We start from the raw sequence: 14,464 nt of genomic DNA on the forward strand, positions 1-14,464 counted from the left end.
AAAAAACGGGCCAGGAGGGATTCGAACCCCCGACACCGTGGTCCGTAGCCACGTGCTCTAGTCCACTGAGCTACAAGCCCTTGTTTTTCACTGTCACTAGTTTAGCATAGTTTTTTAAAATTAAGCAAGTTTTTTTAATCTTGACGCCAAATTCTGCCATTGTGACTATCCAAAAAAGGTGGAAGTTGTTCAGGATCAATTAACTCAAGGGTTCGCATATCATAGGTAGTATAACTATTTAACTCTGGAGACTGCCAGTGCAGATCTATAACAGTTACGGTCTGAGTAGGGGGGAAATCGCCACTAATCAAAGGTTTTGCCCCTTGACCGAGTACCCCCGCGTTTAAGAGTCCTAAACCACCTTGATAAGCGGGATAATAGGCGTGGTGATGACCACTGATATAGAGTTGTACCCCGTATCTTGTTAACAGGTTTTGTAAGTATGCCGTATTAGCTAAAACTTCTCCAGGGCGATCGCGTCCTACAGAGACACCATAGAGGGGTAAATGTCCAATGACTATACGCATTTTAGCATTTTGGGCACTCTTACTAGCTAAACTCTCTTCTATCCAGACTAATTGTTCAGGAGAAATCAGATGAGAGGAAGCATCCCAAACCAGAAAGAAAATACCCTGATGTTGGAAGGTATAGTCAAAAGGAAATCTAGTAGAATCGAGAAAATCAAGTTTTAGATTATCTACCGAATTAGTCCAATATTCAGCAGCGATCGCCCTATCTTGACTAAAAGTATATTCTCCTTGGGCATTTTTAGCCGAGGAAGCGTCATGGTTACCTAGAGTGAAAGCAAAACTATAACCATAATCACGAAGAGGTTTAGCTACTTGTTGATCAAAAGCTGACCACATCGCGGTAATTTGGTTTGAGGTTAGTTGGAGACTTTGTGCTGCGATCATATCTCCTGCGCAAACAACTAAATCAGGTCGCCAAAATGATATTAACTCTATCGCTTTAGCTACTTCAGGTTCATAACTAGTTGAGCCATAAGCACTATTGAGGTCACTAATCACCACAATTCTAACATCTCCCCGTGGAGGGTTGAATAATTCAGCAGAATTAACTATAAAACCAGTAATTAGACAAATAATGCAAGTGAAAACAAATAAGGGAATAACTTTCATTATTGCGATCGCGCAGCTTGATAAAGATCAAAAGTAGGAAATTTAGTCGCAATATCTGAACCAGTAAAATTAGCGATCCAACCCTCAGGAGTACTAAAAAAGCGAATAGCTTTAAAATTAGGACTTTCGCCCATATCAAACCAATGAGGGGTATGAGCAGGTACACTGATGAAATCCCCTTGTTCACACAAGACTAGATAAACGCGATCGCTACAATGGAGATAAAATGCTGCTTCTCCTTCCACAAAAAAACGAACCTCGAAATCACTATGAGTATGTTCTGCTAAAAACTTTTCTCTAAACTCTACCCGTTGGGGGTGTTCGGGATAAACACTGACTACATCTACCGATTGAAATCCATAGCGTTGATTAATCTTGGTTATATCCTGTTGATAAGCGTTTAACACCATGTCTGAGGTTGCGTCTTCAGCTAGAGGAATATTAGCATTCCAGCGCTCAAACTCAACGCCAATATCACTCAATTTACTAACTATATCTTGATAATCATGGATATCAAAAGCTAAAACCGTTCCCTCTTGATTATAGATACTTAAACTGGTCATTATTCTTGTTTCCTCCTTATTGCTTTAACTCACAAGCAAACAAATAATCTAAAGCTTCCACATGACGTAAAGTATCAGTCATAGTTTTACCCCAAGTATAAAAACCATGTCCTGCGATAATATAGCCCACAAAGTACTCTGATTTAGTCAAATATTCCTCTACCTCAACCATTAAAGCAGGGATATCCTGATTATTAGCAAAAATAGGAATATGTACAGTAGCTAAATGAGAATCAACCCCTGGGAAAGCCTTTAAGAGTTCATAATTATTTAGTGTAACAACCTTTTGACGACGAGATAATAACACCGCATTGAGAGCGTGGGGGTGTAAAATCGCTCCTACATCAGTAAAATGTTGATAGATTTGGATATGTAAACCCATTTCCGCCGAAGGTTGTTTCTCTTCTAGGGGGTTACCCTGACTATCTACGATCATCAGATCATCTAGAGTCAGTTTTCCCTTATGTTTTCCCGAGACAGTGATCAGGATATTACCATCAGCTAGACGCGCTGAAAAATTACCACTCGTAGCAGGTACTAATCCTTGTTGATAAAGAATTTTACCCGCGGAGATTATCTCTTCTCCTCGTTGTTGGAAGTCATCCATTTTTTCCCTAAATATATAGTACAATTGATCTACTCAACTTGCTCAAACAGTCTAAAAAACCATGCAAATTATTTGTAGCCAAAACGATTTTAACAGCAATCTTTCTTTAGTAAGTCGTATAGTTCCGAATCGTCCCACCCATCCTATTTTAGGGAATGTTTTATTAAATGCTGATGTTGCTCAACAAAAAGTAACTCTGACTAGTTTTGACCTAAGTATTAGTATTAGTACTCAATTTCCCGCAGAAGTAGTCACAGGAGGAAAAATCACCTTACCCGCAAAACTCCTCAACGAGATTGTCTCACGTCTTCCCGAAGGGGAAGTTACCATGTTTTATGAACCAAATACCCTAGAAGATAATCCTCTTTTTACAATTACATCTGTATCAGGAAGATTTCAAATTAGAGCTTTAAGTGCTGAAGAATATCCAGAATTACCCATAGTAATAGGAGAAACCCTGCATTTACCTGCAGAAACCCTTCTACAAGGATTTAAAACCACCGCTTTTGCTGCTAGTCTAGATGATAGTAAACAAGTTCTCGCGGGATTACATTTACACAAAACCCCTGAAAACTTAGAATTCGCTACCACCGATGGACATCGTTTAGCAGTAGGAATACAACAACTCGACAGTATCTCCACAGAAGAAGAATTAGCTATGACTATTCCTGTGCGTGCTTTTCGGGAGTTAGAAAGAATACTCGGTAACCCTCAAACAGAAGAAACCGTCGCTTTCTCCTTTGATGATACTCAGGTTGCTTTTGAATTTAAAAGCCAACGTCTGACTAGTCGCAAACTCGATGGAGTCTATCCCGCTTATCATAAATTAATTCCCGCAGAATTTTCTCGACAAGTCACCATGGATAAAAAAGGGTTGTTAAAAGCTTTGGAGCGTATGGCAATTTTAGCGGATCAAAGTAGTAATTTAGTTAAATTTAGTATCGATAATCAAGGAAATAGAGTATTTCTAGAAGTAGAAGCAGCTGATTTAGGTAACGCTAAAGAAACCCTTCCTGCAGAAATAACAGGAGATGATTTAGATATCGGTTTTAATGTTAAATATCTTATCGATGGTTTAAAAGCTTTTAATTGTAATGATGTTTTAGTACAGTTAAACGCTGCTAATCAACCAGTTATTTTTCAACCCGTAGATGGGAGTATTGTTACTTACTTAGTTATGCCAGTACAATTGAAGAATTAAGTGGTTTTAAGGGGTATTTATCAGGGAAATGAGTTTAACTAATCCCCGTGCTTTTAAGCCGGGGAGGATGTTAGGTGTAATTATTATTACCGTCGAGATATTTTACGCATTATTGGGAAAAAACCCAACACCAAACCTGTACCTAGAATTGTCATGGGTTCAGGTATATGGTGTGAATCTGACTGTAAACTAATGTTTGAACCTGACTGTAAAGTCAAGACATAATCACCTTCTTCTAGGTGTCTTCCGATAAACTGAAAATCAGGATGACCTGTAACCGCTAGATGAACTTCACCACTTTCAGGGACTGTTATATCAGGAATCAAAGATAATAAATCAACACCATCATCATCATCAGCGTAGATTAACTCTCCTTGATCATTAAACAAACCTAAAGCGGTATCGAAATCTCCTGCGATAATTTCAGCTGTTAATACCTCTCCAGGAGGAAGATCAGTAAAAGTATAAAAATCTAAAGTACCAGGAATACGATCTTCTTGAGTAATTTCACCAACAAAACGATAGTCATAGTCATCTAAAACCACTGTTGGTCCATGGTCGTGATCAGGGAAGATAAGTTGTTCTTCGTGTTCATGGTCATCATGAGCATCATGTCCGTGACTATGTTCTTCGTGTTCATGGTCATCATGGTCATCATGTCCGTGACTATGTTCTTCGTGTTCATGGTCATCATGGTCATCATGGTCATCATGTCCGTGACTATGTCCATGATCATGATCTTCTAAAGGTGTAAATTCATGAGTACCCAACTTAACGAGTAACTCAAACTGACCTTGTTCGGGAGTATTCCCCACAAAATCTACATCAGGAAAACCACTTACACCGAGATTAATTGTACCATCAGAGTTAACCCTACCCGTTACTACAGAGCCATAACCATCACCTGCGGGACTATCATTAATACCAATATCAATTACATTCAAAGACTCATCAAAAGTACCTAAGATAGTATCCATAAAGCTTAGAGAATTATCTGTCCAAGCGAGAAACATTTCTGAGGGTTCGAGATCGGGAATGGTGTAAAAAAGTGGAGCGTTATTGACAAAGGTAAGAGGTGAAACACTGCCTGTAACTTCTGTAGTGCCAGGAGGTAAGATGGTACTGGTTGCCAAAGTATTATTATCTTGAGCATTAGCTACTATAGGTATTGCTACTAGTCCAACAATACTAGAGAAAAATAATTTAGAGATTAGCTTAAGTTTAAACATGATTATTATTATCTTGTCTTCGCCAATTACTTTAACATATTATTATTGACGAGAAGCTAAGGCTAATGTAAAAATATTGTGTAGTAAATAAAGATCATCATGAAAAAAATACTAGTTACTGGTGCAACAGGTAGAACAGGATCGCTAGTCTTAGGTAAGTTAACAGAACTAAAAGAAGAATTTATCCCCTTTGGGTTGGCCAGAAATGAAGCCAAAGTCCAAGAAATGTTTGGGACAACAGAGGGTTTCTTTTTTGGTGATATTAGCGATAAAGACAGTCTCAAAGTAGCTTTACAAGGATGTTTTGGCTTAGTTATTTTAACTAGTGCAACTCCTAAAATGAAAGAGGGAACACCTCCAGGAGAAAGACCTCAGTTTTACTTTCCCGAGAATGGTACACCAGAAATAGTAGATTGGTTAGGACAAAAAAACCAAATAGACGCAGCTAAAGAAGCGGGAGTATCTCACATTGTCTTAGTAGGATCTATGGGAGGTACAAACGAAAATCACCCTCTTAATAGTATTGGTAATGGTAAGATTCTGATCTGGAAGCGAAAAGCTGAACAATATCTGATTGACTCAGGAATAGATTATACGATTATTCATCCAGGAGGATTACTAGACAAACCAGGTGGAGTCAGAGAGTTGCTAGTAGGTAAAAACGATGAATTACTAACTAATCCACCAGAAGGAATCCCCACCTCAATCCCCAGGGCTGATGTAGCAACAGTAGTAGTACAAGCTTTACGCGAACCAACAGCGAAAAACAAATCTTTTGATATTATCTCCAAACCAGAAGAAGATCCTAGCGCGGTAGTTACCCGTGATTTTGGGGCATTATTTGCACAAACCACACCAGGATTATAAAATAATTATGCTCAGAAGAATCTCTCTTGCTTTACTATGGTTAGGTTTTGTGGGTTACGCTTTCTTCTTGTCTCCTCCCGATTCACCTGAAACAATAACCTTGATCACTAATTTGAGTACAGGGAATTGGGAAGGAATTAACCCCTTGATTATTAGTTTATTTAACTTGATGGGGATTTGGCCCATTATTTATCTTTGTGTATTAATAATAGACGGTAGAGGTCAGAAGACTCCCGCTTGGTTATTTAGTCTAGGTTCTTTTGCTGTAGGTGCTTTCGCTATCTTACCTTATCTGGTCTTGCGCAAACCTAACCCCGAGTTTCAAGGTGAAAAAAATCTACTCATCAAGTTATTAGACTCTAGAATCACGGCGATATTATTGCTGATCTCTGCTGCTGTTTTATTATGGTTTGGTTTAAGTAGTGGAGATTGGCAAGATTTTCTCACACAATGGCGTCAAAGTCGCTTTATTCACGTGATGAGTTTAGATTTTTGTTTGTTAGCTTTATTATTCCCCATTCTAGCTCAAGATGATTTAGCCCGTAGAAAAGTAGAAATAATTAGCCCTTTATTTTTTATCTGTTTTCTTCCTTTACTAGGACCATTGATTTACTTGTGTTTACGTCCTCGATTACTAGGCTAAACGCGGACGAATCCCATAATCTCGATATAAGCGATAATCAGTAATAATCTGGTCATGGTCAAAACAGAGAGATTGGGGAATTTCCCACAAAGGAAAAATACCTAAGTTTTTGGCGTCATCAGCAGCTTGAGGGTTACCTGTAGCAGTAGCCAAAAAAACTACACTAAGGGTGTGTTTACGTGCATCTCGTTTAGGATTAGAGTAAACGTGGAATTGTTCGATTAATTCTACTTTGAGGCTGATTTCCTCGAAAGCTTCCCTGATGGCGGCATTTTCTACAGACTCACCATAGTCAACAAAACCACCAGGAATCGCCCAACCATAGGGTTCATTTTTACGTTCGATTAAAATAATCGGTCTATGGGGTTGATCGATTAGTTCAATAATAATATCAACAGTAGGGATAGGATTGCGCCAAGTCATAGCTATCTTATGAGATAATAAAAAAATGAATCTAGTCAAGTCAAAGAAACTTACTGTTATTGGTGCGGGACTTTGGGGGACAACTTTAGCTCATTTAGCTAGTAAAAATCAACATCAAGTATCCCTCTGGTCTCGTCGCTACAACCAATCTTTAGCTTCTAGTTTAATAGACTCAGAAGTAATAGTTTCAGCTGTGTCTATGTCAGGGGTTAGACCTGTCATTGAACAAATACAAGCTATGGGCTTATCTGAGTCTGTGATTATTGTAACAGCAACTAAGGGTTTAGACTCTTTGACTACTAAAACACCATCGCAAATTTGGTCGATCGCTTTTCCTCACAATGCGATCGCCGTTTTATCAGGACCTAATCTCTCTAAAGAAATCAATCAAGGATTACCAACAGCTACTGTAGTATCATCAAAGAATCTAGCAGCAGCGACAACAATACAGAGTATCTTTGCTTCCGAACAGTTTCGAGTATATATTAATAGTGACCCTCTCGGCACAGAATTAGGGGGAACAATCAAAAACGTCATGGCGATCGCCGCAGGAGTCTGTGATGGTTTACAATTAGGTACGAACGCTAAAGCCGCTTTATTAACCCGCGCGTTACCCGAAATGATTCGCATTGGTAAATATTTTGGCGCTGTTACCGAGACATTTTTTGGTTTATCAGGTTTGGGAGATTTACTCGCTACTTGTGCAGGTCCTCTCTCTCGTAATTATTTGGTAGGTTATAAACTAGCCCAAGGAATACCCCTAAGTCAAATTGTGGCTGAAGTCGATGGTACAGCAGAAGGTATAAATACTACTAAAGTCTTAGTTCTCCTGGCTAATCAACACCAAATCAACTTACCTATTACTAAAGAAATTAATCGTGTTTTAGAAGGTCAAACCACTCCTCAAGCAGCGGTACGAGCTTTAATGGAGAGAGAGTTAAAATCAGAATGGTCATAACTCAATTAATCGTACTATCTCCTAAACCCTGGAACATTACCCAAGATAAGAAGAAGTTAGTAATAAAAATAGCTAAGAGGGAAGTAACCACAGAGGTAGTAGTAGATTGACCTACTCCTTTAGCCCCTCCTCTCGTGGTTAAACCCCAACTACATCCAATAATGGCAATTAATCCCCCAAATACTAATGATTTAATCATGGCACTCAATAAGTCCCACAAATCCAGGAAAGTACGAATAGAATTGAGGAAAATCGCATAATCAATATTATATAAGCTTTGGGCTACCAATAATCCTCCTGCTAATCCTGTGACTAAAGATAATATCGATAAGATCGGTAACATTAAACCACAAGCAATAACTCGGGGAATGACTAGATATTCAATAGGATCTGTTTTAAGTATATACAAAGCATCTATCTGCTCAGTTACTCGCATAGTACCAATTTCCGCGGCAAAAGCTGAACCCACCCTACCCGCTATGACTACCGCAGTTAAAACAGGAGCAAGTTCCCGAGAAAGGGCGATCGCCAATACTCCCCCCACCGCAGTAGTTGCACCTAGATTAATAAACTCTCTAGCTACTTGAATCGTAAACACCATCCCCACAAAACCCGCAGTAACTAAGCTAATGACTAAAGATTCCGGACCAACCATCGCCATTTGTTCTAGGGTATTGCGTTTATGTATTTTTCCCTTGATAATATTAAGGATAACTTGTCCTAATAAAAAACTAGCGTCTATGAGACGTTGTACCCAAGCAGAGAGTGTTTTACTCATTATTTATGAATAACAAATTACAGCAACTAGCTAAATATAGCAGTTTTCAACATCTAGAGGTTGAGGGATGGTTGTTAGAAATGGCGATCGCCATAATTATCTGTCTGGATAATGCTCAAAAACAACATAATATTCACGGTCATGTTTGTGAAATCGGTGTTCATCATGGACGCTTATTTATTTTACTAGATTTACTCACCCGAGAAGGTGAAAATGCTCTGGCTATTGATGTGTTTGATGATCAACATCTTAATTATGATCAATCTGGTAAAGGCGATCGCGAAATTTTTCTCAATAATATTAATACTTACGTCAAAAACCAAGCTAATCTACATATTATCCAAGGTGATTCTAGCACTTTAAACGGTGAACAAATTAGGGAATTTGCAGGAGGTAAAATCAGATTGTTTAGTATTGATGGAAGTCATACAAAAGAAATGACTTATCATGATTTAATGACAGCTTCTCAAGCTATTGAATCTGGAGGTATTATTATCATAGATGACTATTTTAATGAAGCTTGGCCAGGTGTTTCTGAAGGTACAAATATGTTTTTTAGCCAATCTCCTGCTCCTGAAGTCGTCCCTTTTGCTATTGGTGGTAATAAAGTATTTTTAAGTCATCCTTCTAGGTCAGATATATATCGTCAATGGTTATTTGATCATTTAGTTGTAGATAAAACCAAAATTTGGCTTAGTAAAAAAAGCACATTTTTATTAGGACATGAAGTTTTTGCTATTAACTATGAATATACAACCAAGTATGAATTATTACGAGTTAGTCAACGAATTCTCAAAAGCCTAACCAAGAAAATAAAGCGATGAAAATTGGTTATTTACATCTTAACCTTAGTACCCTAACTGAAAGTGGAGTTACTCGTTATGGACGCATACTAGCTAGTGAAGCTAGAAAAAAAGAAGGAGTAGTCGTCACTGAAGTTACCATCAATTTAAAACAAAAAGTCTTAAGTGATTTTCAAATAATTAATCAAGCTATTAAAAAATTATCTGATACCGATTGTTTGTATTTAAGTTATAGTAGATACGCTTGGGGAGGTTTAGGGCAACTTTACTATATAGTCTTAATCTTTCTTTGGTATCATCAACCAATTATTGTTAATCTTCATGATGTTTATGAATATCTCTATAGCAGTAAAATTTTAGCGAATAACTCTAATTTTAAAACTAGATTAAATAATCTTTCTCTAAACCTAATCTTTAAAAAAGCTAAATATATTGTAGTTAACAATCAACAAGAAGCAGAAGTTATTAAGCAGAGATACCCACCTGAAAAACTCAAAATAATTAATCATTTTGTCGAAGTTAGAGATAGCAAATTTACACCTAATGAAGCCAGAAAAAAAATAGGATTACAAGATTTTAAAATTATTACTATACAGGGGTTTATTTTCCCTAGTAAAGGACATAAATTATTGATAGAAGCTATACCCTATCTTACTCCTAATCTTAAAGTTATTTTCGCGGGTGGACCTAGTCCCAACAATGAACAATTTCTAGAAAGTTTACTTCAACAAGCCAAAAATCTAGGAGTAGCAGAAAGATTAATCATTACAGGATATTTGAGTGAAACAGATTTAGAATATTACTTAATGGCTACTCATTTAGCTATTTGTCCTTTTAGGAATATGTCCTCTTCAGGTTCTCTATGTACTTGGATTTCTGTAGGTAAACCGATTTTAGCTTCTAACTTACCTCAAATTCGAGACTATAATCAATTAGTTCCAGAATCGATACATATTTTTGACCCTGATGAAGCGGTAACCCTAGCTAACAGGATTAACGAATTACTCCCCCAATGTACAGATGAAAAAGTACCCGCGGTAGTCAAACTTAGAGAAAAATTACTCTTACCACGGGTCGTAGATAAATATTTAAAATTATTAACTTAAGCAACCGTATCTGTACCTACGAAGAGGAAATCATTATTACCAATTGTACCTTCTGCTGCAACAAAAATTGAGCCGTTGAATCCAGGTAAGTTTCTTAGAGGATTAGCTTCAGATTTTTTGAAGTAAAGAATCATATCCATAACACCATCTAGATTGATATCACGTTCACGGAATCTGATCCCAAAATTATTATTAGCTAAACCTTGTGGATCAGGTTTAATAGTGTTGGTATCATTAACCGCGTCATCTCTGGTAATTCCTAATCGAATAGTATCGCGATCTAAGATATCATTAGGATTTAAGCTTCGATTACCTGCACGTTGACCATAGATGACCACGGGATAATAATCATTGTACCAACGTTGCTCTCTAATATCATTAGGGATAGTACCGCAATCACAACCATTATTATTATTGATGAAGTCTATCCGCATATTTCTTTGTTCGAGGTCTTCATCAGGAGGTGCAGGGATAACCTGAGTAGCAATGATAGCCTCAAGAAGGGCATCTGTACCATCGTTATTGAGTCCATTTCCTGCAGTAATAACTACTTCATCAAATACGATGGGGTTAGTAGGTGTGTTAAATTTATAGTGAAAAACACCAGCATTTTGAGCATTGGGTGTATTCTGCCAATCAAAGATACCAGTATTTTGAGCGGTTATTGTACCTGATCTAACAATACTGCCGTCATCCTTGAGTTGATAGTTCATAATCTCAGCCCCTCCAGAAAACTCTTCAGAGAAGAAGTAGCTAAAGACAAAACCGCTATCTGTACCACCGGTGGTGAAGTCCTGGTTTAACTTAATTGTTAAAGAGTCAGCCTTGTTACCAGTTGCTTGAGGGTAGTAACCAATTTCTTCGGGTGCGGTGGTAATTCCAGTCAGACCAATTACGGCTGGAGTATTGACCCCTATACCGAAGGTTGGACCTGCTCCAAAAGATTGCTGAATAGTAGGATTATTAGGATCGGTTACCGTTACAGTAACAGGTGCTGTAGGAGATATAAGGTTATCCCTAGAAGGTGCGTCAAATACTGCTTTAATAGCTGCTTGAGTGTTATTAGCTGTGGTAGCAGTTGTGATAGCAGTGCCACCTGCTGGTGTGGCGATTACTTCTTGAATAAACCCACTATTAAACCAATCGGAAATACTAGCGCCGCTGATAATAGCCATAATTGCTCTCTTATGTAATTTTACTGGGTAGTTACAATACTTTTTTGTCTGTAAGTGTATCCTAGCAGATTAAGTGCTATTACGCAAGATAAAATCTTTAAAAAAACACAAATATCAAAATATAGTAAATATACTGATGACTAAACGTTAAACTCCTAATGTCAGCCATTCTCGATGTTCGGGTAAAAAATCCCCTACCCAATGCAACTCTGGTGGTGTTGCGCAAACTTTATATAATGCTGTACCGTAATCAACTATATCTACACAAGGAGGTATTTGTAAACTGACAATAGCTTGGAGGATTTGCTTTAAAACCCAATCTACATCTACTGTAGTTAAGCGAGAAAGATTCATTATTACTCCATCATTAAGAAGATTTATTGACTCTTTTGAACTAGTTTGTAACGCTTGGGTAGCATGAGTTAAAATTTGTGTTTCTCCTGAGAGAAAATAGAAAAAAGGTATCATAATTACCGATGTACAAGGTAAGGCTTTACCAGGTAACCTTTTAAACATGGTATATTGATGAATCATCTGGGTGGGGTGAACTAAATCGGCAAAACTCATAGGAAAAATTGTTCTTTCTGCCGGGTTAAGATAAATAGCTTGTAAGTATAATAAAGTATCAAATTCTATGAAGCGATTATTATAGTTATAAACTCGATTAAATAATGTAATTGGTGGAAATGATTTTAACCAACTGACATCAACAAAAGCTTCAAAAGTTGTCCCTAGATTATCTGCTACTGTCAAACCATTACTTTTATAGTATTCGATACTTTGAACTTTGACTCCTGATTCTTTAAATAGTAAATAGCGAGTTTTTAATGATTTACTTAAAATTAAAGCATCAAAATCATGGAAAAGCACTGTCTGAGTTTTAGTCTCTCCGATACCTAGAGACCAGGATAACCAGGAGTAAACATAGGGTACATTAAATTTAGTCGCTATTTTATATTGAAAAGAATTATAGTAGAGAAAGCGGATATTGGTTTCTGGAAATTCTTGCTTTATTTTATTTTCATAACTTTGAGTTAAGGTGTTTCTTTCTTGGTTAACTATAATTAAGATCGCTTTTAAATCTGACCATTGATTAGCTATTAAACACCTGAGATTAGCTTTGACTATTCCCCATAACTTAGCATCTATACCTATAATAGCGGTAACTCCAGGTTCTAGGGGTTCTTGATTATTCCACCTAACCAGATTGTGGAGACGAAAGATTTGATAATCGCGGATTAGTTTAGCAATCCCAAAAGCGACATAACTAGGATATTTTTGACTCATTTAAATCAAAATCTGTAAAATCACGTAAAGATATAATAGATTTTAAGTTAAAAGGAAAAAAATAACTATGGGAAAGAAAAAGTTTTTATTACTATCACCATCGAGTTGTACTAATCCTCGTTCTGGTGGTGGTCAGAGAACCAACTTAATTTACAATATTTTACAAAAATTAGGTGAGGTTGATGTGGTATTGGTGGGTGGAGGAAATCTTCAGGTTTTGTCTGAGTTTTTCCCTGGAGTGAAATCAATCCAACTGGTTAATACTCTCAATCCTGGAGAAATAGGGTTCTCGAAAAGCTTCAGAAAGATTCAACCCCAAGTTATCGATAATCTAGCATTGGTGTTAAGCGATCGCGCTCAAGTTATTTATAAAGCAGATCCTCTACTCCAACCAGTAGTCAAGGATTTATTAGCCAAAAACGATTATGATTTAATTATTGGACGACATTTACGGACTGTTGCTAAAGCGGGAATATTCAATCAAACCAATGTACCGATTATCCTCGATTATGATGATCCAGATAACGAAACCCTCCGTACCAGATTAAATCAACCTGGGTTAAATTTCTTCTCTCGTGTAATTTTGGCTTCTCATCTGAAACAAACCGAGAAGATCTTACCCCAATTACTCTCACTACCTCAACATATTTGGGTAACCCATCAAAATCACCAAAATATGATTAACCATCCCGAAGTTTCGATTTTACCCAATATTCCCTACTCTACTATGTTGAGTGAGCCTCCAGAGTTTATACCCATTAATCCTGATTCTCAGACTATTTTATTCGTGGGTATTCACGGATATCGAGTTAACCGAGACGGAGTCAAAAACTTTATTGTCAATCAGTGGTCAAATATTCGTAAGGTAGTGAATAGCGCACAATTACGTATAGTGGGTTTAGGTAATTGGTCAGAGTTAGAATCACAACTAGGTGTGATACCAGGAGTAGAGTACGTCGGTTTTGTGGAAGATTTGCGCAAAGAATACAATCAAGCTCGATTTACCATCGTACCCCTTTTTGAAGGTGGAGGTACTAAAATTAAAGTAATGGAGTCTCTCTATTATGGACGAACTGCGGTAGTCACTGATCAGGTTCATTATGGCTACAGAAATTTACCCAATCAAGAAGCTTTACTAGTCGCAAACACGGAAACAGAGTTTACAGATCAATGTATTCGATTACTCAATGATTCAGATTTATGTAACAGATTAGCCCAACAGGGTAGAGAGATGGTTATTGATAACTACTCTTTTAGTCGCTTTGAATCTATAGTTACCGAAACCGTCAACAGTCTTTGTCCAGATTAAATTGCTTGACAATATTTAATTAAATAACCTCTAAATTTTTGAGAGAAGGGAGTTTTAAGACTTTTTTCTCTTTTTTGATTGGCAATCTAAGTTAATAGTTAGCCAATTTTATAAATAATTTTTGCTCCTGAATAAAATTACTATTTTTACTTAGTTACGTGTAAATACTTAATAAAAGTTAAAAACTCTAATTAACTAAAGTTTTGTTTAAAAAATATGCTTAATATTTACTTTTTATAATTTGTGTAATTATAATTAAGGTTACAAACTTTTTCAGTATATTTATTTACATAAAGTTATTGAGTATAGTTAGCAAAAATCTAATACTATAGCAATAAAATTAAGACAGAGCAAAGAATCTGGTTAACCTAGTACC

General features: G+C 36.9%; 15 protein-coding genes and 1 tRNA gene. 7 read left to right on the plus strand and 9 right to left on the minus strand.

What is annotated here, in order from left to right:
* Window positions 1-6 precede the first annotated feature (6 nt).
* The 4 genes from EA365_02690 to EA365_02705 all read right to left on the minus strand — a co-directional run bounded on the left by EA365_02690 (window position 7) and on the right by EA365_02705 (window position 2,324).
* Window positions 7-80, minus strand: a tRNA-Arg gene (locus EA365_02690).
* Between the two features lie 54 nt (window positions 81-134).
* Entirely contained in the window at window positions 135-1,139 is a 1,005-nt protein-coding gene (locus EA365_02695; protein TVQ47879.1) for a metallophosphoesterase, read from the minus strand.
* Entirely contained in the window at window positions 1,139-1,702 is a 564-nt protein-coding gene (locus EA365_02700; GenBank protein TVQ47880.1) for a cupin, read from the minus strand. The genes EA365_02695 and EA365_02700 overlap by 1 nt, the downstream gene beginning before the upstream one ends.
* A 16-nt stretch (window positions 1,703-1,718) precedes the next feature.
* On the minus strand, window positions 1,719-2,324 hold the full coding sequence (locus EA365_02705) for a methylthioribulose 1-phosphate dehydratase (protein ID TVQ47902.1): 606 nt from the start codon (window positions 2,322-2,324) through the stop codon (window positions 1,719-1,721).
* Window positions 2,325-2,370: 46 nt separating this feature from the next.
* Here EA365_02705 and EA365_02710 point away from each other — a divergent pair, with 46 nt between their 5' ends.
* Window positions 2,371-3,510, plus strand: a complete 1,140-nt coding sequence (locus EA365_02710; protein TVQ47881.1) for a DNA polymerase III subunit beta — start codon at window positions 2,371-2,373, stop codon at window positions 3,508-3,510.
* Window positions 3,511-3,596: 86 nt separating this feature from the next.
* Here EA365_02710 and EA365_02715 read toward each other — a convergent pair whose 3' ends face one another.
* Window positions 3,597-4,739 (minus strand): PEP-CTERM sorting domain-containing protein, encoded by a 1,143-nt coding sequence (locus EA365_02715; protein ID TVQ47882.1) that lies wholly within the window; start codon window positions 4,737-4,739, stop codon window positions 3,597-3,599.
* Between the two features lie 93 nt (window positions 4,740-4,832).
* Here EA365_02715 and EA365_02720 point away from each other — a divergent pair, with 93 nt between their 5' ends.
* Both EA365_02720 and EA365_02725 read left to right on the plus strand, forming a co-directional pair.
* Window positions 4,833-5,606, plus strand: a complete 774-nt coding sequence (locus EA365_02720) for an SDR family oxidoreductase (protein TVQ47883.1) — start codon at window positions 4,833-4,835, stop codon at window positions 5,604-5,606.
* A 7-nt stretch (window positions 5,607-5,613) separates the two neighbouring features.
* Window positions 5,614-6,249, plus strand: a complete 636-nt coding sequence (locus EA365_02725) for a DUF2834 domain-containing protein (protein ID TVQ47884.1) — start codon at window positions 5,614-5,616, stop codon at window positions 6,247-6,249.
* On the opposite strand, the gene EA365_02730 is transcribed toward EA365_02725, so the two are convergent.
* A complete protein-coding gene (locus tag EA365_02730) occupies window positions 6,241-6,672 on the minus strand; it encodes an NUDIX hydrolase (GenBank protein ID TVQ47885.1) in 432 nt (143 codons plus the stop codon). The genes EA365_02725 and EA365_02730 overlap by 9 nt on opposite strands.
* 25 nt (window positions 6,673-6,697) lie before the next feature.
* Between EA365_02730 and EA365_02735 the strand changes: the two genes are divergently transcribed.
* The gene (locus EA365_02735) at window positions 6,698-7,630 is read left to right on the plus strand and encodes an NAD(P)H-dependent glycerol-3-phosphate dehydrogenase (protein TVQ47886.1); all 933 of its coding nucleotides are present in this window, start codon (window positions 6,698-6,700) and stop codon (window positions 7,628-7,630) included.
* A gap of 1 nt (window position 7,631) precedes the next feature.
* Here EA365_02735 and EA365_02740 read toward each other — a convergent pair whose 3' ends face one another.
* Window positions 7,632-8,408: an MlaE family lipid ABC transporter permease subunit gene (locus tag EA365_02740; protein TVQ47887.1), complete on the minus strand. Its 777-nt coding sequence runs from the start codon at window positions 8,406-8,408 to the stop codon at window positions 7,632-7,634.
* A gap of 5 nt (window positions 8,409-8,413) precedes the next feature.
* Here EA365_02740 and EA365_02745 point away from each other — a divergent pair, with 5 nt between their 5' ends.
* Entirely contained in the window at window positions 8,414-9,232 is an 819-nt protein-coding gene (locus EA365_02745) for a class I SAM-dependent methyltransferase (GenBank protein TVQ47888.1), read from the plus strand.
* Window positions 9,229-10,317 carry a glycosyltransferase gene (locus EA365_02750; GenBank protein ID TVQ47889.1) on the plus strand — a complete coding sequence of 363 codons (1,089 nt, stop codon included), beginning with the start codon at window positions 9,229-9,231 and terminating at the stop codon, window positions 10,315-10,317. The genes EA365_02745 and EA365_02750 overlap by 4 nt, the downstream gene beginning before the upstream one ends.
* Here the strand turns inward: EA365_02750 and EA365_02755 are convergent.
* Both EA365_02755 and EA365_02760 read right to left on the minus strand, forming a co-directional pair.
* Entirely contained in the window at window positions 10,314-11,492 is a 1,179-nt protein-coding gene (locus EA365_02755; protein TVQ47890.1) for a hypothetical protein, read from the minus strand. The two genes, EA365_02750 and EA365_02755, sit on opposite strands and share 4 nt — an antisense overlap.
* 147 nt (window positions 11,493-11,639) lie before the next feature.
* A complete protein-coding gene (locus tag EA365_02760) occupies window positions 11,640-12,779 on the minus strand; it encodes a hypothetical protein (protein ID TVQ47891.1) in 1,140 nt (379 codons plus the stop codon).
* Window positions 12,780-12,846: 67 nt separating this feature from the next.
* On the opposite strand from EA365_02760, the gene EA365_02765 reads away from it, so the two are divergent.
* A complete protein-coding gene (locus EA365_02765) occupies window positions 12,847-14,088 on the plus strand; it encodes a glycosyltransferase (protein ID TVQ47892.1) in 1,242 nt (413 codons plus the stop codon).
* The last annotated feature ends 376 nt before the right edge of the window (window positions 14,089-14,464 follow it).

The organism is Gloeocapsa sp. DLM2.Bin57 (assembly GCA_007693955.1).
In the GTDB taxonomy this organism is placed as follows: Bacteria; Cyanobacteriota; Cyanobacteriia; order Cyanobacteriales; family Gloeocapsaceae; genus Gloeocapsa.